The organism is Micromonospora sp. IBHARD003 (genome assembly GCF_056106285.1).
The window spans coordinates 342,908-363,171 of record NZ_JBWBBX010000001.1 but is presented as its reverse complement, the minus strand read 5'-3'; the positions used below and the strand labels follow the sequence as shown (position 1 = coordinate 363,171).

Annotated in this window: 14 protein-coding genes; 7 read left to right on the top strand and 7 right to left on the bottom strand. The window is 69.9% G+C overall.

Features of this window, described 5'->3' with window-relative positions; genetic code table 11:
- The first annotated feature begins 106 nt into the window (after window positions 1-106).
- A complete protein-coding gene (locus ACTWOL_RS01455; protein WP_474293440.1) occupies window positions 107-436 on the top strand; it encodes a DUF427 domain-containing protein in 330 nt (109 codons plus the stop codon).
- Window positions 437-588: 152 nt separating this feature from the next.
- On the opposite strand, the gene ACTWOL_RS01450 is transcribed toward ACTWOL_RS01455, so the two are convergent.
- The 3 genes from ACTWOL_RS01450 to sbnA form a co-directional block, all read right to left on the bottom strand.
- Window positions 589-1,275, bottom strand: a complete 687-nt coding sequence (locus ACTWOL_RS01450) for a hypothetical protein (protein WP_474293438.1) — start codon at window positions 1,273-1,275, stop codon at window positions 589-591.
- 638 nt (window positions 1,276-1,913) lie between these two features.
- Window positions 1,914-4,505 (bottom strand): SpoIIE family protein phosphatase, encoded by a 2,592-nt coding sequence (locus ACTWOL_RS01445; protein ID WP_474293436.1) that lies wholly within the window; start codon window positions 4,503-4,505, stop codon window positions 1,914-1,916.
- Between the two features lie 194 nt (window positions 4,506-4,699).
- Window positions 4,700-5,686, bottom strand: coding sequence for a 2,3-diaminopropionate biosynthesis protein SbnA (sbnA, locus tag ACTWOL_RS01440; protein ID WP_474293434.1), 987 nt, complete (start codon window positions 5,684-5,686; stop codon window positions 4,700-4,702).
- A gap of 594 nt (window positions 5,687-6,280) precedes the next feature.
- Here sbnA and ACTWOL_RS01435 point away from each other — a divergent pair.
- The 3 genes from ACTWOL_RS01435 (at window position 6,281) to ACTWOL_RS01425 (ending at window position 12,540) form a co-directional block, all read left to right on the top strand.
- Window positions 6,281-9,154 carry a Pls/PosA family non-ribosomal peptide synthetase gene (locus tag ACTWOL_RS01435; protein WP_474293433.1) on the top strand — a complete coding sequence of 958 codons (2,874 nt, stop codon included), beginning with the start codon at window positions 6,281-6,283 and terminating at the stop codon, window positions 9,152-9,154.
- 58 nt (window positions 9,155-9,212) lie between these two features.
- A complete protein-coding gene (locus tag ACTWOL_RS01430) occupies window positions 9,213-11,762 on the top strand; it encodes a non-ribosomal peptide synthetase (protein WP_474293432.1) in 2,550 nt (849 codons plus the stop codon).
- Between the two features lie 190 nt (window positions 11,763-11,952).
- Window positions 11,953-12,540, top strand: a complete 588-nt coding sequence (locus tag ACTWOL_RS01425; protein ID WP_474293430.1) for a flavodoxin family protein — start codon at window positions 11,953-11,955, stop codon at window positions 12,538-12,540.
- 76 nt (window positions 12,541-12,616) lie between these two features.
- Here the strand turns inward: ACTWOL_RS01425 and ACTWOL_RS01420 are convergent, their stop codons facing one another.
- Window positions 12,617-14,170 (bottom strand): M4 family metallopeptidase, encoded by a 1,554-nt coding sequence (locus tag ACTWOL_RS01420; RefSeq protein ID WP_474293428.1) that lies wholly within the window; start codon window positions 14,168-14,170, stop codon window positions 12,617-12,619.
- Window positions 14,171-14,476: 306 nt separating this feature from the next.
- Here ACTWOL_RS01420 and ACTWOL_RS01415 point away from each other — a divergent pair, with 306 nt between their 5' ends.
- Window positions 14,477-14,695, top strand: a complete 219-nt coding sequence (locus tag ACTWOL_RS01415) for a hypothetical protein (protein WP_474293426.1) — start codon at window positions 14,477-14,479, stop codon at window positions 14,693-14,695.
- Between the two features lie 172 nt (window positions 14,696-14,867).
- Here ACTWOL_RS01415 and ACTWOL_RS01410 read toward each other — a convergent pair whose 3' ends face one another.
- The 3 genes from ACTWOL_RS01410 to ACTWOL_RS01400 form a co-directional block, all read right to left on the bottom strand.
- Window positions 14,868-15,653 (bottom strand): SDR family NAD(P)-dependent oxidoreductase, encoded by a 786-nt coding sequence (locus tag ACTWOL_RS01410; RefSeq protein ID WP_474293424.1) that lies wholly within the window; start codon window positions 15,651-15,653, stop codon window positions 14,868-14,870.
- A gap of 315 nt (window positions 15,654-15,968) precedes the next feature.
- Entirely contained in the window at window positions 15,969-17,306 is a 1,338-nt protein-coding gene (locus ACTWOL_RS01405) for an MFS transporter (protein WP_474293422.1), read from the bottom strand.
- Between the two features lie 385 nt (window positions 17,307-17,691).
- Window positions 17,692-18,264, bottom strand: coding sequence for an RICIN domain-containing protein (locus ACTWOL_RS01400; RefSeq protein WP_474293420.1), 573 nt, complete (start codon window positions 18,262-18,264; stop codon window positions 17,692-17,694).
- A gap of 155 nt (window positions 18,265-18,419) precedes the next feature.
- Here ACTWOL_RS01400 and ACTWOL_RS01395 point away from each other — a divergent pair, with 155 nt between their 5' ends.
- The gene (locus ACTWOL_RS01395; RefSeq protein ID WP_474293418.1) at window positions 18,420-19,544 is read left to right on the top strand and encodes a sensor histidine kinase; all 1,125 of its coding nucleotides are present in this window, start codon (window positions 18,420-18,422) and stop codon (window positions 19,542-19,544) included.
- Window positions 19,541-20,209 (top strand): response regulator, encoded by a 669-nt coding sequence (locus ACTWOL_RS01390; protein ID WP_474293416.1) that lies wholly within the window; start codon window positions 19,541-19,543, stop codon window positions 20,207-20,209. The genes ACTWOL_RS01395 and ACTWOL_RS01390 overlap by 4 nt, the downstream gene beginning before the upstream one ends.
- Window positions 20,210-20,264 lie beyond the last annotated feature (55 nt).

Here is a 20,264-nt window from a genome sequence, read left to right as displayed (position 1 = left end):
GTCTGCAGGGTCCGTCCGGCCGGACGGATGCGTGTGGGTGCCGTGGGACGGGAACAGCCCGGAGGGGTGAGGCGTTCTTCCCACTGCCGCCACGAGAGGAGACAGCATGCCGTCGGGTCACCGCATCAGCATCGAGGAGAGCACACAGCACGTCCGCGTCGTGCGCGAGGGTGAGATCCTGGCCGACAGCCGCAGCCCCCTGCTGCTGCACGAAACGGGTCTGCCCGTCCGCTACTACATTCCGCCGCGGGACGTGAGGGCCGGGCTGCTGACACCGTCGGACACCCGGACGCACTGCCCGTTCAAGGGAGACGCGAGCTACTGGTCACATGCCGATGCCACCGACGTGGTCTGGGCCTATCTCGACCCCAAACCCGATGTCGCGGCGATCAGGGGCCATTTCTGCTTCTACGACACCGAGGTCGTCGAGGGCTGACATCCGCCTCGTCACACCGGGCACGGCAGCGACCGTCCGCCGGGGACGGCTCGAAGCCGGGCAGCGGGCCGTCCCGCCACCGACGGTCAGAGAGCCGACGGGCAGCGAGCCGGGCCGCCACCGACGGGCGGTGGCGGCCCGGCTCCCTGTGATCAGCTACCGACAGCCTCGTACAGGCCGCGGCCCGCGCGGTGGACCCGGGACGTGGCCACGAGACGGTCGAGCGTGCTGCGGACCGTGTTGATGTCACCGGCGGAGCCGTCCCGGCCGATCACCTCGGCCACATCGCGGGCGCGCAGCGCGGTGCCGGCCTTGCCGGCGATGACGGCGATCACCTGCTCGGTGAGTCCGTCCCCGTCCCGGACCGCCGGCTCCTGGCGGGACGGCGCGCCGGCCTTCGACGCCTTGGCTCCCTTGACCGCCTTCGCGGTCGCGGACTTCTTCGCCGGTACCCGCTTGCCGGCCGGCTTCCGGGACGCCTTGGGCGCGGCCTTCTTCGCCGCACCGGTGCCGGGCTTGCCGGACGGACGAGACGCTGCCGCCTCCTCCGGTGCCGCAGTGGTTTCGGCGGCCGGAGCCGGGACCGAACCCGTGTCCTTCTGCACCATTTCGGTGCCGGCGGCCGGCGCACCCGAGGGCTCTGCTCCGGTGGCGCCGTGAGTGTCGTCCGTGGCACGGGGCCGCGGAAGCACGGCTGTGGACAGGGCGCTCAGCGCCGTCAGAGCGGCGCGTACGGATTCCAGCCGCTCGGAGACCGCGGCAAGTTCCTCCTGCAACGCCTTCTGATGTTCCTCCAGTTGAGGAAGCTCTGCTTGCAGCAGCGTCGTTGTGGTTTCCACGCTGCCCGTTGCTGTGGCTCCCGCTGTCATTGGTGCACTCCAGGAAGTGAGGGTGGGCACCTGAGACCTGCCTGTCGTGACTGCTGTGCCTGTGCCGTATCCAGGTGAACGGCACATGCACACAAGGCCTGTCGCAAGTTGCCGCACAGTTGTGTCGCCGTCGACCGTCTCGACGAGTGCGCCACGGTACCATTGCCGGTGCAACGGTGGCACCGAGGAGCCGGACTCCGGCCTCTGCAACGTACCGCCGGCAGCAGGCGCGTTGGGAGATGTCGTGCGGGAGCCGTTTCGTTCCGACGCGAGTCCGCGCCCCTGATCGCAGGTCGGTTGTCTCCTTCGCGGGTGCTCACACCGAGGCCGGCACCGCTCATGCCCGTGGGCGGCGTGGGAGGAAGCCCGCACCCCGGCCGTAGTTCATGTGGATGAACGCACTGCGGAGCGTTGACGCGTCAACGCGTACGTGTGACACGGGACGCGGTTCCCCGGAGGACCAGGTCTTACGGCGGACCCCGTCAGGAGACCGTGCACCCGCGACCCGCGACGGGCCCGTTGTCCGGTTGGCCGCCCTCCCGGCCGTACCCGCCCAGGCTGTGCCGCCTGCCGCGTCGACCACACCTGTCCCTCTTGCTGCCCCGGGTTCACGGTGGCGGCTGGACGGTCTGGAGGTTCTGTTCCGTCCAGATGGTCTTGCCGGTGGGGGTGTGCCGGGTACCCCAGCGGTGTGTGAGCTGAGCGATGAGGAGAAGGCCGCGTCCGCCTTCGTCGTATGTGTGGGCGCGACGCAGGTGCGGGGTGGTGTTGCTGGTGTCGGAGACCTCGGTGGTGAGCGTGTTGTCGTGGTGGATGAGACGAAGCTGGATGGGCGGGGCGCCGTAGCGGATGGCATTGGTGACGAGCTCGCTGACGATGAGCTCGGTCGTGAACGTGGTGTGGGCCAGATTCCAGGAGGCCAGTTGGTCGGTGGTGTGGTGGCGGGCCTGCCTGACGGTGGTGGGGGTGCTGGGGAGCGTCCAGGTGGCGATCTGCTGGGTGCCGAGGCTGTGCGTGCGGGCGAGGAGAAGGGCGATGTCGTCGTCGGGGGGCTGGGTGATGAGGGTGGTGAGGATGCGGTCGGCGAGCGTGTCCAGGTTGGGGGTGGGGTGGGCGAGGGTGGTGAACAGAGTGTCGAGGGTGAGGTCGAGGTCCTCGTGGTGGGGTTGGAGCAGGCCGTTGGTGTAGAGGGTGATGAGAGTGTCCTCGGGCAGCTCGATGTCGGTGGTCTCGAAGGGAAGGCCACCGAGGCCGAGGGGCGGGCCCGGCGGGATGTCGAGGAAATAGACGTTGCTGTCGGGGGTGACGATGGCGGGCGGTGGATGGCCGGCGCGGGCGAGGGTGCAGTGGCGGGTGGTGGGGTCGTAGATGGCGTAGAGACAGGTGGTGCCGATGCCCGTCTCGGTTTCGGAGGTGTGCCCGTCGGGGTTGGTGTCGTTGGAGAGGTGGTTGATGAGGTCGTCGAGGTGGGTGAGGAGTTCGTCCGGGGGCAGGTCGACGTCGGCGAGGGTGCGGACGGCGGTGCGGAGGCGGCCCATGGTGGCGGAGGCACGGATGCCGTGGCCGGGGACGTCGCCGACGACGAGGGCGACGCGCGCGCCGGAGAGGGGGATGACGTCGAACCAGTCGCCGCCGATGCCGGTGTGCGTGCCGGCAGGGAGGTAGCGGGTGGTGAGATCGAGCGCGGCCTGGTGGGGGAGCGTGTGCGGGAGCAGGCTGCGCTGGAGGGTCATGGTCGTGGTGCGCTCGCGTGTGTAGCGGCGCGCGTTGGCGATGCTGTTGGCGGCGTGCGCGGTGAGCTGCTGGGCGAGTTGGAGGTCGTCGGGGGTGTACGGCTCGGGGTGGCGGCTGCGAGCGAAGAGGGCGATGCCGAGGGGGGCGCCACGGGCGATCAGGGGGACGATCATGAGGGAGTGGGTCTGGGTGGCGGGGATCCAGACGGCCCCCGGGTCGTGGGCGATCCATCGGGTGATGGCGTCGTCGTCGGCCTGGTGGAGAGCGGGGCGTTGCTCGATGAGGGCCTCGGCCACGGGTGACTGGGGAGGGTACGAGAGGGATTCCCCGGGGCCGGACAGCGGGCTCGGCGCGGAACCACCGACGGGGCAGACGGCGGTGCGGTGCAGGGTGAGAGGAGTATCGAACGCGAGCGGGGGCCGGGTGTCGGTGTGCGGGGGGAGTGCGAACAGATCGACGACCGTATGGTCCGCGAGGCGGGGGACGGTGGCGTCCGCGAGCTCCTGGGCGGTGTGAGTGATGTCCAGGGTGGTACCGATCCGGGTTGCGGCGTCGAAGAGCGGAGTCGGCTGTCGGGCGGGTTCCGGAGCGGGTATGTCGTGGACGGTCAGACACACCGCGCGGATACGGCCGGAGTCGTCGCGCAGTGAGGTCACTCCGGCGGGCCGGGACTCCGGCGCCTGACCACCGGCCGGTGCTGCCGCACCGCTGTCGGCGGTGGCCGGGGAAGGGACGGGCTGGACGGGCACGCGCGTGTTCTGCGGCTCGCCCGTACCCAGCGTGCGGCGCATGGCGGTTTCGGCGGTCTCGCTCGGTGTTCCGGGGACCATGTCCCTCAGGCGCAGTCCGCGCATGTGGGCCTGCGGGAGACCCAGTACGGCTTCCATGCCGGTGTTGGCCTGGATCAGGCGCAGATCCGTGTCGAAGACGGCGAGGGCGCAGGGGGACTGGGCGAATGTCCATTCCGGCAGCCGGTCATAGCTCTGCTCGCGGTGGTCCTCGTTGTGGTGCCCGTGCCCGTGCCCGTGCTGGTGCTCGGGCGAGGGCGCGCCGGCGCCCGGCAGGGCCGTGCCGGGCACAGCGGCCACCACGAGCCATTCGGTGGCCCGGTCGGTGGTGGTACGGCGGTGGGCCAGGAGCGTCTGCCTGAACCGGTGGCCGTCGTGGTGCCGCAGAGCCAGTGTGGCCCTGTAGCGTCCGCGTCCCGCTTTCTCCCACGGAGACGTGCAGGCGGCGTTGTTCCCGGTGGTGGTGCTGTGCTCCTCTGCCGTGACGTCCCCGGTCGTGGTGGCCTCGGCGGCAGCGCCGGTGATGCCGTCGGCGAGGAGGCGAGCGGCGGGGAGACCGACGACGTTTGCCGATGCGTAGCCGAGCAGCAGCCGGGCGCCCTCGTCCCATGTGGTGACGACGCCGTGCTCGTTGATCGTGGCTGTCGCGGTACAGGAGGAATGAGCCTGGGGGTACATTTCGTGCGGCTGTTCCGGGGGAGGTGTGGGGTGCTCGCCGCTCATCTCGCCCTCGCTGGGTTGCTGTGCGCTTGGTGGGTGGAGGTCCTGCGCAGGCCAGGGCACTACTGACAAGCATGATCCTGGGGCGCGGGGAGCACCAGTGCTGGCGTGGCAGGGCCTGCACAACCGGTCGGGGAGTGTGCGGTTCCGGGTCAGGCCGCTCGCGGAGCGGTGGCCAGGGCCCGGGGACGCAGTACGTCGTCGCCGTAGAGGTCCTGGACCCAGTTGGTCTGGTAGACGGTCTCCAGATAGCGCTCGCCCAGGTCGGGGGCGATGGCCACGGCGGTCAGGTCCTGCCGGCCGCGCTGTTCGAGCCAGGTGAGGGCGCCGCTGACCACCGTGCCGGTGGATCCGCCGAAGAGGAATCCGCGGTGGGCCATTCGGTGACAGGCGCGGATGGTGTCGGATTCCTCGACGCGGACGATGTCGTCCACCAGGGACTCGTCGAGCAGGGGCGGCCGCACGCTGGTGCCGAGACCGGGGATCATCCGCCTGCCGGGAGGGCCGCCGAAGGTCACCGAGCCGACGGTGTCGACGCCAACGATGCGGACGGGCCGGTGCCACTGGCGGAAGTAGCGCGCGCAGCCCATGAGGGTTCCCGTGGTGCCCGCGCCGACGAACAGGACGTCCAGGTCCGGGAAGCTCCGGGCGATGGCGGGGGCGGTCTTGCCGTAGTGGGCCATGCCGTTGTGAGGGTTGCTGTACTGGTTGAGCCATACGTAGCGGTCGTCACCGGCGCACAGGGCCCGGACGTGGTCGATGCGCGCACCGAGGAAGCCGCCGTCCGGGGTGGGTTCGGCGATGACGTGGACCTCGCTGCCGAGGGCTTCCATGAGCAGCCGCGTGGACAGGTTGCAGCGCGAGTCGGTCACGCACACGAACCGGTAGCCCTTGTTCGCCGCGATCATGCTCAGCGCCACGCCGAGGTTTCCGGAGGAGGACTCGACCAGCACGGAGTCCGGAGTGAGCAGTCCGTCGCGCTCGGCGGCCTCGACCATTTCGAGGGCGGCCTTTATTTTGATCGAGCCGGCGAAATTGAATCCCTCGCATTTGAGGAACAGTGAGCGGCCGAAGATCCCCTCGAGGTCGACATAGAGGTCTTCCTCGTTGAAGTCCTGCGGAGCGGATATGACGGGCATGATCGTCTCCATTTCGGTGACTCTGTCTTCTCGGCCGTCATCCGTTCCGGTGCGGCTCTCGGGCGATGTCTCCGGCGAGAGGCAGACGTGCCGGGAACATCTCCAGTACGCCTGGGCGGGCGCGGACTTGTCATGCCACAGAAATTCGGGGCTTGACATGCGTCTGCATTTCGGATACGGGGCGTGCCGTGTATGCGTCCGGAATGCCTCCAGGGTCATCACTGCAGGCCGGCAGGCGGGTCGGCGAAGTCGTCCGGCGATATCCCGGGCGGCGGCCGATTGAAGGCGAGCTTCTACCGGCGCGGTTCATTCGTGTCAAGTCCCGATATTCAGTGGCGGGACAAGGTCTGGATTTTCCCGCCTACTGGAGAGGCGGGCCGGGGGAAATCCGCTCCTGAACCGAGTTTTCGGGGACGGTCCGGTCCGAGTCCTTTCCACCGTGCAGGCGCCGTGTGCCGGACGAAGGAATCACGGCTCCGCACCGACCAGCGAAGGGACGATCCGTACTGTCCCGGTCGCGCCGTGTGACGGGCCCCCTTGCGGCCTCGTGGGTGCCGTGACCAGTGCCGGCCGGGTCGTCCTCGAGGAGTTCACGTGAGTGCCAAAGCCGTCGAGATTGCCGTGACCGCGCCGGAAGCAGCGACAGCCGTACCGGAAGAGCGGAATGCCGCTCCGCAGTCTGGTGATCCGCAGTCCGATGATCTGCGGTCCGGTCTGCGGGAGAGCTTCGCCGGAGTGCTGGCCGATGTCGTGGGTGTCGCCGAGGTCTCGGTCGACAGCCACTTCTTCCACGACCTGGGAGCCGACTCGCTGGTGATGGCCCGCTTCTGTGCCCGGGTCAGGAAGCGTGAGGACCTGCCGTCGGTCTCGATGCGCGACATCTACCAGCAGCCCACGGTCCGGAGCCTGGCAGCCGCCTTCGCCGACGCCGTGCCTGCCCGGCCGACATCCGTCGTCACGGCGTCCGGCCGGACAGGATCCGGCGGCGCCGCGGGGCAAGGACCCGCAGCGTACCCGGCCGTTCCGCAAGGCCGTTCCGCTTCCGGCGGCCCGGACGCGACGCACACCTGGGCCGACAAGGCGCAGGCTCCATCGGGCCCGGTAAACACGGTGAACACGCCGACCAAGTCGACCGCGTCGACCACCCTGAGCACGGCCACCACGGTGGACACGGCCGGTGCGGCCGGGCCCGCCACACGCCGGTATGTGGTGTGCGGGCTGCTGCAGCTGTTGTGCTTCGTCGGCTACTCCGGTCTGAGCGCGATGGTCGGCGTGTGGGGGTACCGGTGGGTGCTGGCCGGGGCCGGCTGGACCGGCGTCTACCTGCGGGCCGTCCTGTTCGCCGGCGCCGTGTTCTGCGCCGCCTGCATCCTGCCCATCGCTGCGAAGTGGCTGCTCGTCGGCCGGTTCACCCCCGGACGATTCCCCGTGTGGGGCCAGGGATATGTACGACTGTGGCTGGTGAAGACCCTGATCCGAACCAGTCCGGTGCGGCTGTTCGCGGGTTCCCCGCTGTACGTGCTGTTCCTGCGGGCACTGGGTGCGCGGATCGGCAGGAACGTGACGATCCTTTCCCGCACCCTCCCGGTCTGTGCCGATCTGCTCACGATCGGTGAGGGCACGGTGATCCGCAAGGACGTGCTTCTCCCCGGCTACCGGGCTCACGCCGGCTGGATCGAAACCGGCCCGGTCACTCTCGGCAAGGACGTGCTCGTCAGCGAGCAGACCGTTCTGGACATCCACACCTCCATGGGCGACGGAGCGCGGCTCGCCCACGCCTCCAGCCTGCACTGCGGGCAGACGGTGCCCTCAGGCGAGACCTGGCACGGCTCTCCCGCCCAGCCCGCCTCTGCCTTCAGCGGCGCCCCGGCCCCTTCCCGGTGCACCGGCCTGCGCAAGAGCCTCTACACCGCGGCGCATCTGCTGGTGCTGCTGGCGATCTGCCTTCCGCTGTCGATGCTCGCCGTACGGATCGTGCTCGCGGCGTTCCCCGGGCACGTGCTGCGGACGCCGGGACCGGGGGAGTGGACGAGCGCCACGTTCTACCTCACAGCGCTGGCCGTCTCGTTCGTGCTGTTCTTCGGCGCGACGCTCGCCGGCCTCGTGATGGTCTCCACCGTGCCGCGCCTGCTGAACTCGTTGCTCAAGCCCGGGAAGATCTATCCGCTGTACGGATTCCACTACGCCGTGCACCGGGTGATCGTTCTGATGACCAACCGGAAGTTCTTCACCACCCTGTTCGGTGACAGCTCCGCGATCGTCCACTATCTGCGCCGCCTCGGCTACGACCTGTGCCGCATCGACCAGACCGGCTCGAACTTCGGTACGGAGGTCAAGCACGACAACCCCTATCTGACCTCGGTCGGCAGCGGAACGATGGTCGCCGACGGACTGTCGGTCATCAATGCCGACTTCTCCGCCACCTCCTTCCGGCTCTCGCGCACGGTGATCGGGCCGCACAACTTCCTCGGCAACCGCGTCGCCTACCCCTCGCAGGGCCGGACCGGCGACAACTGCCTGCTCGCGACCAAGGTCATGGTCCCCGTCGACGGGCCGGTGCGTGAGGGCGTGGGCCTGCTGGGCTCGCCCAGCTTCGAGATCCCGCGCACGGTCGAGCGCGACCGGCGCTTCGACCATCTCGGAAGCGGCGAGGAACTGCGCCGCCGACTGGCCGCCAAGAACCGGCACAACGCCCTGACGGCGGTGCTGTATCTGCTGGCCCGCTGGATCCACATCTTCCTGACCGTTCTCGTCGTTCTTGCCGCACTCGGTCTCTACCCCGTGCTCGGAGTGCCGGCGATCGCGCTGTCCACCCCCGCGGTCCTCGGGATCACCGTCGTCTACTTCGCCCTGATCGAACGGGCCGCGACCAGGTTCGGGGCCCTGAAGCCGCTCTACTGCTCGATCTACCAGCGCTCCTTCTGGCGTCACGAACGCTTCTGGAAGATGGCGTCGGTCGACTATGTGCAGGCCTTCGACGGCACCCCGTTCAAGAACGTGATCTGGCGACTGCTCGGGGTCAGGATGGGCAAGCGCGTATTCGACGACGGCTGCTTCTTCCCCGAGCGCACGCTGGTGACCATCGGCGATGACTGCACGCTGAACGCGGGCACCGTGATCCAGTGCCACTCCCAGGAGGACGGCACCTTCAAGTCCGACCGCAGCACTCTCGGCAACGGCTGCACGCTGGGCGTCGGCGCCTTCGTCCACTACGGCGTGACGATGGGCGACGGCGTGGAGCTCGCCGCGGATTCCTTCCTCATGAAGGGCGAAGAGATTCCTCCTCATGCGCGGTGGGGCGGCAATCCCGCCCGTCCCATGCCCGCGACCGAGGGCAGCTCCCGCCGATCCGACCACACCCGGCATTCCCGGCCCACGGACCGACCGCACCGCACCGACCGTACCGACGGCGGGGAAGACCCCGGCGGCACGGACGCCATCGGGTGTGCCGTGGGCAGCCGGAAGTGACACCCCTTCATCACCCCAGCTTCATCACCCCAGCAGAGAGCAAGCAAAGGACACGATCATGAATCTGCACACCTCCAACGGCCATGCGTTCCGCCACGGTGCACCGGTAGTCGGCAGCGTCACCACAGTCCCGCGGTGGGCGCCGGATCCGGTGCCGGGCGTGGGTGAGTGCGAGGCCGTGGTCCCCGACGATGTCGCGGCGGTGCTGCCGGGTCTGGCGCGGGAGCTGGCGGTTCCGGTGGAGTCGCTGCTGCTGGCGGCGCACGGGAAGGTGCTGGCCGCGTTGTCCGGTGAGCAGGAGGTGACCACCGGATACGTCACCTCCGACGGCGGGCCGCTGCCGTGCCGGCTGGACGTGGGGCCGGCGTCCTGGCGGGCGCTGGTGCACGGCGCCGACCGGGCCGTCGCGCAGGTGCGGGAACACCGGGACGTCCCCTTCGACACGATCCAGCGCGAACTGGACCTGTCAGGGCCGCTGTTCGAGACCGAGATCGACGTCGTGGGCACCGAGGCGGACAGGGACTCCCGTGCCGGGACGCAGTACCCGGAGGCAGGGGAGAGGCTCGGGGGCACCAGCGTGCTGCGGATCGCCTTCGTGTTCCGTCGTGGTGGGGGGTTGGTGGTGCGGGTGGCGTATCGCACCGAGGTGATGGATGGTGAGGCGGCGGGGCGGGTCGCGGGGTATCACGTGGCGGCGCTGGGGTTGTTGTGTGCGGATGTGGATGCCGGGCACACCGGTCAGGGGTTGCTGTCGCAGCGGGAGCTGCGGTTCCAGCTGGAGGGGCTGGCCGGGCCCGAGCGGGCGTTGCCGCAGGTACGCGCACACGAGTTGTTCGAGGAGCGGGTGCGTGAGCACCCGGACGCGGTGGCGGTGGCCTGTGGCACACGGTCGCTGACCTACGGGGAGCTGAACGCGCGGGCGAACCGGCTGGCCGGGGCGTTGCTGGAACGGGGCCTTCGGCCCGAGCAGGTCGTCGCGGTGGTCACCGAACGCAGCCTGAACTGGCCGGCGGCGGTACTGGCGATCTTCAAGGCCGGCGGGGTGTATCTGCCCATCGAACCGCACTTCCCGCCCGAACGGATCCGCACCACCCTCAACCGGGCCGGCTGCCGCCTGGTACTGACCGAACCGGGCGCCACCACCCACCTCGACCACGCCCTCACCACCACCGACACCGGCACTACTGCTGCTGCTTCTGCTTCTGCTGTTGAGCGGCTGCTGATCGACGATGCCCTGGCCGAGCACCACCCCAGTGACAACCCGGGCACCACGGTGGCACCCAACCAGCTCGCCTACATCTACTTCACCTCCGGCTCCACCGGCGAACCCAAGGGCGCCATGTGCGAACACGCCGGCATGCTCAACCACCTCCACGCCAAAATCGACGACCTCCACATCGACAACGCCACCACCGTCGCCCAGACCGCACCCCAGTGCTTCGACATCTCCCTGTGGCAACTCCTCGCCGCCCTCCTGACCGGCGGAAAAACCCAACTCATCGACCAGGAAACCATCCTGGACGTCCCCCGCTTCGTCGACACCCTCGCCCACCACCGCGTCAACGTCGCCCAACTCGTCCCCTCCTACCTCGAAGCCGTCCTCACCCACCTCGAACGCCACCCCCACCCCCTACCCGACCTGCACTACGTCTCCGTCACCGGCGAAGCCCTCAAACCCGAACTCGCCCAACGCTGGTTCACCACCCAACCCGCCATCGGCCTCCTCAACGCCTACGGACTCACCGAAACCAGCGACGACACCAACCACGAACTCATGCACACCCCACCCGAGCGCGTCCTGCTCGGCTCCCCCATCCCCAACGTCCACGTCTACGTCGTCGACGAACACCTCACCCCCGTCCCCCTCGGCGCCCCCGGCGAAATCGCCTTCTCCGGAACCTGCGTCGGACGCGGCTACATCAACGACCCCGAACGCACCCGCGCCGCCTTCGGCACCGACCCCCACCGCCCCGGCGCCCGCCTCTACCGCAGCGGCGACCGCGGCCGCTGGCACCCCAACGGCAAACTCGAATTCCTCGGCCGCAAAGACACCCAAGTCAAAATCCGCGGATTCCGCATCGAAATCGGCGAGATCGAAAACACCCTCCTCAAACTCCCCGGCATCCGCGACGCCGCCGTCATCGTCACCGAACACCCCACCACCGGCCCCCAACTCACCGCCTTCTACACCTCCCACACCCCCCTCCCCACCGACCAACTCACCGACCACCTCACCACCACCCTCCCCCCCTACATGGTCCCCACCACCTACCACCACCGCGACCACCTCCCCCTCACCCCCAACAGCAAAATCGACAAGAAAACCCTCACCAAACAAGCCACCCAAACCACCCCCACCACGACCACCACGACCACCACCACCGAACCCCCCACCACCCCCACCGAACAACGCCTCGCCACCGCCTACGCCGCAACCCTCGGCCTCCCCACCCACCACATCACCCGCCACGACCACTTCTTCGACCGCGGCGGCACCTCCCTCACCGCCGTCAAACTCGCCATCGCCCTCGACCGCACCATCACCCTCAAAGACATCACCGCCCACCCCGTCCTCACCGACCTCGCCACCCTCATCGACACCAGGTGATCAGCGGCGGGGTCGAGCGGTGGCGCACCGGTGGGGCGGCATGCCTCCGTCGCCGCACGCCCGCAACCTGCACACAGCGCTAACCCTGCGCTTGCGCTTTCTAAAAGTTAGTGCTTCTCTGTTGTTCGGCGCCGCCACCCGGGCGGCGCCGCATTCGCCGCATGCATCCGCGGCCGACGAGGAGCACCACGTGACCACGCCTGTCGTCTCGATCGCCTATCACTCCGGATACGGCCACACCGCCGTCGTCGCCGAGGCTGTCGCCGCCGGTGCGGCCCGCGGTGGCGCCGAGGTCCACCTGATCAAGGTCGACGAGATCACCGATGCCGGATGGGAGCTGCTCGACCGCTCCGACGCGATCGTCTTCGGCTCGCCCACCTACATGGGCACCGCCTCGGGTGCCTTCCATGTCTTCGCCGAGGCCACCTCGAAGCGCTGGTTCTCCGACGCCTGGCACGGCAAGCTTGCCGCCGGATTCACCAACTCCGCTTCCAAGAGCGGCGACAAGCTGCACACCCTGCAGTTCTTCCAGGTCCTTGCCGCCCAGCACGGCATGCACTGGGTGGGTCTCGGCCTCAAGCCGGGCTGGAACTCCACCACCGGTTCGGAGAACGACCTCAACCGCCTCGGGATCTTCCTCGGAGCCGGCGCGCAGACCAACTCGGACGAGGGTCCCGAGGCCGTCCACAAGGCCGACGTCGCCACCGCAGAGCACCTGGGCCACCGTGTCGCCGAGACCGCACGGGTGCTCGTGGCGGGTCGTGCCGCGCTCGCCTGAGCATGCCTCGCAAACGACGCGTCGCCCCGCACGAGCCGGTACCTCGTGCGGGGCGACGGACAGGTGGGGCGGGGGGTCAGGCGACGTTGACCGCGCTCCATGCGGCGGCGACGGTCTTCGCCTCGGTCCCGTCGGCGCCGTACAGATCCGCGACCGCCTTCAGGGTCGCCGCACGGGCGTCCTTGTAGTCGGTCGTCGAGGTCATGTACGCGGAGAGGGCCTTGTACCAGATCTTGTAGGCCTTCTGCCGGCCGATGCCCGTGATGGTGGATCCGTCGGAGGTGGGGGAGTCGTACTCGACACCGTTGATCGTCTTCTTGCCGCTGCCCTCGGAGAGCAGGAAGAAGAAGTGGTTGGCGATGCCGGAGGAGTAGTGGACGTCGGTGTCGCCGGCACCCTCCTTCCAGGCGTCCAGCGAGCTGCCGTCCTTGCTGGGCTTGTCCATGTAGCGCAGCGGGGTGCCGTCACCACGGATGTCGATCTTCTCGCCGATGAGATAGTCGCCGACGTCCTTCGGGTTGTCCGCGAAGAACTCCACCGAGGTGCCGAGGATGTCGCTGGTCGCCTCGTTGAGACCGCCGGACTCGCCGGAGTACTGCAGGTTGGCGGTGTGCGAGGTCAGTCCGTGGCTCATCTCGTGGCCTGCCACGTCGATCGCGGTGAGAGCCTTGCTGTTGCCCTCCCCGTCGCCGTACGTCATGCAGAAGCAGCTGTCGTCCCAGAAGGCGTTGACGTAGTTCTCGCCGTAGTGGACCCGGGAGTACGCGGCCTTGCCGTCGCCGGCGATGCCGTTGCGCTCCAGTTCGGCCTTGTAGAAGTCCCAGGTCACGGCTGCGCCGTAGTGGGCGTCGACGGCGGCCGTCTGCCGGTTGGCGCCGGTGCCGTCACCCCACTTGTCGTCGTCGTCGGTCAGCAGAGTGCCGGTGCCGCTCTGGCCCTGCTTCAGGTCGTAGGTCTTGTGGCCGCCGCGCTCGCCGTCGGTCAGCTCGAAGGCCGAGCCGTTCTTGGTGGTGGAGAGGGTGACTTCGCCGCTGTACTGGCTGGTGCCGCTGCCCGTCTCGACCGCCTCGAACTGCAGGATCCTTTTGCCGGTGGTGGCGTCGGTGATGGTGTGCAGTCTGCTGGGCGTTCCGTCCTTCTGGACACCGGACGTCACGGTCTCGAAGGCGAGCACGGGCGTGCCCTTGCCTGCCCAGATCACCTTGCGGGCACCGGCGGCGGCCTTGCGTGATGGGGTGGTGGTGGGCACCTGTATACGGGCGTCGTTCGCCTTGTCCACGCCCTTGAGCGTGCCGTTGCCCGCGGTGTGGGTGACCAGGTCGCCGCCGAGCACCGGCAGTCCGGCGTAGGTGCGCTCGTAGCGGGTGTGCACGGTCCCGTCGGTGTCCTTGATGACATCGCGGACGAGGAGCTTCTCCTGTGTGCCGAGACCGAGTCGAGCGGCCACCGCCGTGGCCTGGGCCTGGGTGCTGCGCAGCTCTGCGACGTGCCCCGTCGCCTGCGGTGCGGGCTGGGCACGGTCGGCGCCGCCGGGCGCCGCGGTCGCCGAGCCGGTCTCGATTCCGGCGACGAGCATGGCGGCAACGGCCGCGAGGGCGGCGGTGCGCCGAGTGTTCCTGTGGGGGGTCATGCGATCTCCATCGCTTGTCCTGTGGGGGGTTGACCGTGGACGAGCGTCCCACCGAACCCAGAGAATTGACGGGACGCCGACAAATACCTCACAACATTTTGACCAGCTCTTGTCCGAATGGAGCGCCCGTCTGTCCGATATCCGATGCTCTCTGACTACTTGTCAGTATTATTTGAGTGGTGCCGCGTTGGGTCCGCGACGCCGCTGCCGTAGGCTGCCGCGCCACGCGAAACCGGCCGCGGTGATGCCCGTCAGGACGGCTCCCCAAGGGTCAATACCAGTCAACTCCGAGCATTCGTAGGGTCGTTGTGCAACGAAGGCCCCGCTTCAGAAGGAGAAGACGTCAACGCGGCGATCGCGGTCATCGCCGGCAAGGTCGAGGCGCGCAAGGTCACCGGCGGCTACCTCGCCGCCACCAGGTGGACCGCGAAGCCGAACTACGCCTCCTTCGGCAAGCAGGTGGTCAAGGAGCAGAGGATCACCGGCGGTTCCGCCTACTGGGCGGCGGCCCTGGCCAACCGCTGACCGCCACTCCCCAACCCTCCTGACGGAGGCGCGGCCCCCTCTCCCCGGGCCGCGCCCTCCGTCTGCCGTTCCCCGGCGCGGTGGCGGCGGGGTGGTAGGGGGGCCGAGGCGGGGTGGATGGTCACGCGTCGTCGTACGGCCGGTTCTTGGGGGTCAGCGCGCGGTGCGGCCCTCAGATCTGCCGCAGAGCGCCGCCGTCGACGCTCCACTCCGCTCCTGTGACCTGTCCGGCCAGTGGGGAGAGCAGATACGCCACGACGGGAGCCACGTCGTCGGGGTGTCCGATCCGGCCGCTGGGCAGCCGGCGCACCTCCCGGATGAAGTGCTCGACCGCCTCGTCGGCCGGCAGGCCGAAGCGCTCGCCCAACTGCTCGGCGAAGCCGCCCGGTGCGTCGAACAGAGCCGTCCGGGTGGGGCCCGGAAGTACCACGTTCGACCGCAGGCCCTGGGCGCCGAACTCGGCTGCGAGGGTCTTCGACACCGACAGCAGCGCGGTCTTCGCGGCCGCGTAGTCGACGATGGCGGCCTCCGGCATACGGGCCGCCTCGCTCGCGACGTGCACCACGGACGCGGCGCCGGACTTCAGCAACAGCGGCAGTGCGGCGCGGGTCATCCGCACCGCCGAGTGGAAGTTGGTTTCGAACGTCGCTTTCCACGCCTCGTCGGACACATCGAGGAAGCCGTTGCGGGACACCACCGCCCCCACGTTGTTGACCAGGCCGTCCAGCCGCCCGTGACGGGTGACCACCGAGTCGACCACGTAGTCGGCGGCCTCCGGCTCGGACAGATCGGCGGTGACGGCGCTGACGCGTCCGCCGGGCGCCTCGATCGCCCACGGCCGGCGTGCGACACCGACGACCGTGGCTCCCTCGGCGGCCAGCAGGGAGGCAACAGCCGCCCCGATCCCCGACGAAGCGCCGGTGATGAGGTACACACGGTCGTCGATGCGCAGGTCCACCGGGATTCCTCGAAGTCGTGAGACACAGGCCGCGGCCCGATGGCCGTGCGGTCGGCAGGGAGTACGGCGAGACAGCCGACGCTATCCGCCGGGACCGGCCGCACGTGCCGCTTGCGCCCCGCCGACGCGGGCGCGTTGTACAACGTCACCCGCTCGCACCCGGGACATGCCGGCGTACGAGAGTCCGGCCCGGCGGCGGGGGACGTCCCCCCGGTGTCCACCGGTGTGTGCAGACCACCCGCGGTCCGCCGGTGCGCGCACGACCGGTCGCGTTGCCCTCGGGGGCGCAGCACCCCTCGACTCGACCGCCGCGACTCACCTGGCCTTGGGCTTCGATGGCACACACCGCCACGCGAGTCCGGCGGCGATCAGATAGGCGAGTGCCCCGACGGTCATGCTGGTGCGCAGCCCCGCGGTGTAGTCGGTGGCCGTCGCGAGCAGGGTGCCGCCGAGCGCCACCCCCGTGGCACTGCCGATCTGACGGGTGGTGTTGAACACGGCGGAGGCGGTTCCCCCGTACTCCTGCGGCGCGGCCCCCATGACGGTCGCGGTCGAGCCCGTGAGCGCGAAGGAGGTCCCGAATCCCGCGGCCATCATCGGGGCCACGAGCAGCGCGTACGCGGGGTCGTCTCCTGCCGCGGCCCAGCCGGCCAGCCCCAGGGCGGCCAGGAGCATGCCGGTGATCACCAGGGGACGATCACCGGTGGTGCGGGCCAGCCGCCCGGAGAGGGCGGAGGCGAACATCGTCATCGCCACGGCGGGGAACAGCGCGGCCCCGGCACCGAGGGCGCTGTAGCCCCGCTGGTGCTGGAAGTACAGGCTCGCGGTGAAGACCATGCCGTAGAAACCGAAATTGAAGAGCAGGCCGATGGCCGCTCCGCCGCTCAGCGCACGCGAACGCAACAGACGCGGCGGCACGACCGGGGCCTTCGCCAGCCGCTCGCGCACCCCGAACGCCACGGCGGACAGCACGGCCAGACCCAGTCCGGCGAGGACCGCCGGGTCCGACCAGCCGCGGCGCCCCGCCTCGTTGAGCGCGGCCGTCAGCAGCGCCACGGCCGCCACGACGGCACACTGCGCCGGCCAGTCCAGGGACCTGGAGGCATGCCGGGGCGAGGCTGCCACGTGCCGCGACGTCAGCACCACGCAGGCGATGCCGACGGGCAGGTTGATCAGGAACACCCACCGCCATCCCACTGTGGAGACGAGCAGGCCGCCGAGCAGCGGCCCGGCCGACGCGGCGATGCCGGCGAGCGAACCCCACAGCCCGAAGGCCCGCGAGCGCCCCGCGGCGGTCGGGTAGGCCTGCTGGAGCAACGCCAGTGAGCCCGGCACGATCAGTGCCGCGCCAAGTCCCTCCAGCAACCGGGCGCCCACCAGGAACGGGGCGGACCGGGCGAGCGCACACATGGCCGACGACACCGTGAACACCGCCACGCCCGCGCAGAACACCCGGCGGTTTCCCAGCCGGTCGCCGAGCGCGCCACCGGTCAGCAGCAGCCCGGCGAAGACCAGCGTGTACCCGTCGGTGATCCACTGGATCGCGGTCAGCGACGCCGACAGCTCCCGGCCCACCACGGGCACGGCGACGTTGATGATCGTCACATCCAGGATCACCATGAAGTACCCGGAACCCACGGCCAGGAGCGGCATCCAGGACCACCGGCCCGGCTCCGGGGCCGGCCCGCCCGGCCCGGCCTCCGCCGGTCACCTCCGCCAACGGCACGTCCTCAGCTCCATCCCGTACGCGGGGGCCACCACAGCGGTCCACGATAGGAGGCTTGTGCCGGGTATGGGTGGATTCGCTTGGTGCGCGCGTTCTCCGCCCTTACGGTGCTGTGCCTCCCGGTGCTGTGCCGAGCCGCGCACGTACAGCAGCCGCTGCGGGACGGGATGGGCCGCTGCCGCGCTCCGGTGGGACTTCTCGCACGGGGTCGCCGGAAGGCCGCGGTCCTCCCCTCGCCGGGACCGCGGCCTTCAGGATGCCGAAGCGATTGCCGAGAGCGCCCTGCCGTCAGGGGTCGGCGCGTCCGGTGGTTCAGCCCCAGACGCTGGTGTAGTTGTACTGGCGGTCGTAGAGGGGGGTCCACAGACTCGGGTACGGCTCGCTGATGTTGCCGCACGCACGCAGTTGGATCGCGCTGCGGCGGCCGGTGTCGTGGAGGCACTTGCCGCTCGAGGCCTCGACGATCTCCCAGTGGTTGTTGCCGCGGTCGACCCAGCGGAAGTGCTGGCCGGGTCCCTGGCAGTAGCCCAGCACGATCGGGGTGCCGTCGGCGGTGGACGCGTTCTGGGCGCCGATGCAGTACTTCCCGTAGACGCCGATCATGAACAGACCCGGTGTGCCGGACTGCGTGAAGTAGAAGCGCTGGTGGAGACGGCCCTTGCAGTCGAAGCGCTGGATGACCGCGCCCGGGCTCTGCGACTCGCCGCGTACGTCCATGCACTGCCACGAGTACGAGGCCCGCATCTCGTAGATGGCGGCGTTGTTGATCCACGACGTGTAGCGGATGGGCGGGTCGGCCGCGCCGGCCGTGCCGGGGAGCAGTACGACGAGCAGCGATGCCAGGACCGCGAGTATGCCCCCGCGGTGCACACTTCGAGCCACCATGCCTCCTTCTTTGCCCGGAATCCGAGAGGCGCCGTGACCTGACGCAGTGGTCTGATTGCTCGTCGTGTCCGGTGCCGTGCCCTGAAACTAACGGGCCCCGGCCATCGGGCTGTACCGCCGGTTCAGGGGGGTTGCGTGACAGGGAGAGGCATGCCGTGAGCCTGGGTTCGGGGCTCCAGCGAGCCCAGGGGTTCATGATCCTGGCCACCGGTCTGTACCGGGCCAGCCATCTGACGGCCGCCGTGCTCGTCGTGGTTCAGCACCAGGGGGCGAGGCCTGCGGCCTGGGCGGGACTCGCCGTCGCAGTGGCGGTGAGCCTGCTGGCCTACGGCAGCGCCCGTGCACGGGGCTGGTTCGGCACCTGGCCGGCGCTGGCGGACGTGGTGCTCGTGGGATGCCTGCTGCCGTTCGCGGTGTACGCGGGCGGTATGCGCGATCCGGCCGACCTCGCCTGGGTGATGCTGCTCGGCGGGTCGGCGAGCGCGCTGGCCGCCGTCGCGTTCCGGAGGCCGGCTGCCGTGACCGGCGCGGTCGTGGCTCTGGTCGTGACGCACACGGTGGCGTACTGGCCGGCCGGTGCGGGCGTCGCCGTGATCGCCGCACACCTCAACGCGGTTGTCTGCTCCGCCGTGCTCGCCCGCGTCTTCTGGTGGTATCTGCGCCGCCAGGGCAGTCTGCTGGACGCGGCGACGGCGCAGGCGCTCGAAGCGGAAGCCGGCCGGGCCCGGTACGCGGAGCGGATCGCGCATCACCGGGCCCTGCACGACACCGTGCTGGCGACGCTGACCGCGATCGCGAGTGGCCGGGCCGACGCCGACACACCCGAGGTGCGGGAGCGCTGCGCCAAGGAAGCGGCCTATCTGCGCCGCCTCATCCAGCAGCAGACGAAGGAGGACAGCGCTCCGGGAACGGCGGCGGTGATCGAACGCGCCGTGTGTTCGGCCGAGAGCCTGGGCCTGCGTGTGAGCACCCAGTTCGACGGCCTGGCCCAGCTGCCGGCCCATGCCGCCGCCGCGCTCGCCGACGCGGCCACCGAGGCGCTGAACAACGTGGCGCGCCACGCCGGCACCGGCCATGCGTACGTCACCGTCACGGGCGAAGGCAGCCGGGTGGTGGTGACCGTGGTCGACCGAGGCATCGGCTTCGACCCGTGCACCGTCGACAAGGGCCTCGGGCTGCGTTTCTCGGTGGGCGCCAGGATGCGCGAGAGCGGCGGCGTGGCCGACGTGGACAGTGCTCCGGGCGAGGGCACCCGCATCGAGCTGCGCTGGCCCGCATGATCAGCATGATCACGGTGGCCGTCGTGGACGACGACCGCATGCTGCTCGACGGGTTGCGGGTCTGGCTGGACGGCGTCCCGCAGGTACGGCTGGCGGCGACGGCACGCACCGTGGACGAACTCGTCACCGGGACCTGCGCCGCCACCGGCGGGCTCCGGCCGTCGCTGCCCTTCGACGTGGTCCTGCTCGACCTGGTGCTGGGCGACGGCTCGCAGCCGGCGGAGAACATCCGGCGGCTGCGGGCCGCAGGGCCACGCGTACTCGTCATCAGCACCGTCGCCGACCGCCGGCGGATCGTATCCGCGATCACCGCCGGTGCGGACGGCTATCTGACGAAGGACCACGATCTGCCCACCCTGGTGAAGGCGGTCGAGGAGGTCGCCGCGGGCGGCACGGTGCACTCGGCGGAGCTGGCGTTCGCCTTGGCCCACGACGACGGTCCCGCACGTCCCCGGCTCGCCCCGAAGGAACTCCAGGTACTGCTGGAGTACGCCTCCGGGCTCACCCTCAAGGCCACGGCCCGGCGCGTGGGGGTCAGCCCGCACACCGCCAAGTACTACCTCGACCGGGTCAAGGACAAGTACCAGCAGGCCGGCCGCCCGGCCTACACCAAGATCGACCTGGCGGTGCGGGTGCGTGAGGACGGCTGGGCGCCGGAGAGTTGAACCGCCCGGTGCCGACAAGCACGGCACCGGGGGGCCGAGCGACTCGCCCCGCATC